Raw genomic sequence first — 2,061 nt, forward strand, 5'->3', positions numbered from 1 at the left:
CCCACACCCATGATCCGGAACGGTGGTCCCACAAGAGCCGGGCTACCGTTTTCCCCAACCACGGTGGCTCGCCGAGTGATCCTGTCACCGTCCATCTGCCAGATCTGTGTCTCACCGGTGTTGTCGTGATGCCAGACGATGTCCGCCTTTCCATCCCCTGTCACATCGCCCACACCCATGATCCGGAACGGTGGTCCCACAAGAGCCGGGCTGGGCTCTTCGGCGAGAACCGTGGCTCGACCGGTGATCCGGCTTCCGTCCATCCGCCAGATCTGTGTCTCGCCGGTGTTGTCGTGGTGCCAGACGATGTCGGCCTTTCCATCCCCTGTCACATCACCCACACCCATGATCCGGAACGGTGGTCCCACAAGAGCCGGGCTACCGTTTTCCCCAACCACGGTGGCTCGCCGAGTGATCCTGTCACCGTCCATCTGCCAGATCTGTGTCTCGCCGGTGTTGTCGTGGTGCCAGACGATGTCGGCCTTTCCATCCCCTGTCACATCACCCACACCCATGATCCGGAACGGTGGTCCCACAAGAGCCGGGCTACCGTTTTCCCCAACCACGGTGGCTCGCCGAGTGATCCTGTCACCGTCCATCTGCCAGATCTGTGTCTCGCCGGTGTTGTCGTGGTGCCAGACGATGTCCGCCTTCCGGGCCGGAGCGGCCGGAGCGGGCTCGAAATCGTAGCTATAGCCAAGAACGTGGTGATCAAGGACTTGTGCGGGCGTGCGATCCGGCCACTCTGCCATTGGGTCGTTGAGACCGAAGCCCGCACTGCTGGACACGAACGGCACGTCGGGATGGGCAATTTGCCATCGCGCCCACAGCATGTCAATCCAGCAGTGATGCAGGAAAAATGCCGGATCGCCGGGCGAAGCGGCCGAAGACATTACACCACCAACCCAGCGGTGCGGCGGATTGTGAATGTCAACTTCAAGCTCGTCCCAGAAGCTGTCATAAGATCCACGAGTCTGATTGGCCTGCACTTGCTGCTGCGTTGGCAGTGCAGCCGAGCCGAGGGCCCGGTTAAGGCGCCAGGGTTGATCGAATTGCCCCAGGAAGGTGCTCCTCCAAAGGGGGTCAGACGGACTGCGGTCGACCGTCGAGTCCCAGTAGGGAAGCGTAATGTCGGGGTGCACCTTACGCAATTCAGCCTCGAACCTGAGGATGAATTCCCGGTGCCACGGCAGGAAGTGTGAGGTCATGTGTATGCCGTTGTTGAACTGCGATGCATGCACCCTGGCAAATTGGTCAACAATGCCCTTCGTCTTCAGCTCAAAGAGCGCTTGAACGAAGCGATCACGCTCCCCATCGGTTAGACTGCGATAGTTCTTTCGAACACGGAGTGCCCCACGCGCAATAAGCCTCGACCTCACGCGACTCTCATCGATCGTATCGCGATAGTCAATGAATCTCATTGCGAGGTCTGTCAGGTTGTCTGCCCAATCGTAGGCAAACTCGCGCAGAAAGTACTTCCCGCCAGAAAGCTGGCCGTATTTGATAGGCTTGGCGTCAACGAGGAGCTCGATCCCTTGCCCCCGCCCAAGCAGCTCGATTTGGTGCCCTCTATATTCCTGGCGTTTGTCTGTCATCTCGCTCATCCAGTTCCTGTTTCACTGCGGCGTGACGAATCTGAGATCAGCTCCCGCTGAGTCCGACTCAAAGCGATGACGAGAATTAAGTCGACTTTATTCGCGATCACCGTCAGTAAGCCGATTAGCTCTTCGCGAGTTGAGGAGCCTCTTGGTGCAAGCCAGGAAGGCTGATAGCCCGACGCCTGTGGGTCCTTACTCGCCGGAGATCGCGGGGCTGGTCGAGGCACGGGATGCGCGACCTGGACGGTGATAAGGCAATCGTAGGATCGGTTCTCCCTGGTCGCATCTTGTGACGATGTTTCTGCGTTGCTGCGTCGAGCTACCTGATCGATGAAAACTAACCAAGGGGATCGTTGCTGCTCAGGCGGCTAAGACCGTGTCCTATGTGGTGGGGCATCGTTGGCCTTGCTATGGGGCGGGGTACGTGGAGTTGGATTGTTCCGGACGGGTTGTGGGAGATCGC

At 59.0% G+C, this 2,061-nt stretch carries 1 protein-coding gene; it reads right to left on the reverse strand.

Going from position 1 to position 2,061, the window contains the following annotated elements; all coding sequences use genetic code 11:
• A partial coding sequence (locus ACFVXJ_RS31250; RefSeq protein WP_389666834.1) for a tyrosinase family protein occupies window positions 1–1,604 on the reverse strand: 1,604 nt, incomplete at its 3' end.
• Window positions 1,605–2,061 lie beyond the last annotated feature (457 nt).

It is taken from the genome of Streptomyces sp. NPDC058279, from assembly GCF_042881255.1.
GTDB lineage: Bacteria > Actinomycetota > Actinomycetes > Streptomycetales > Streptomycetaceae > Streptomyces.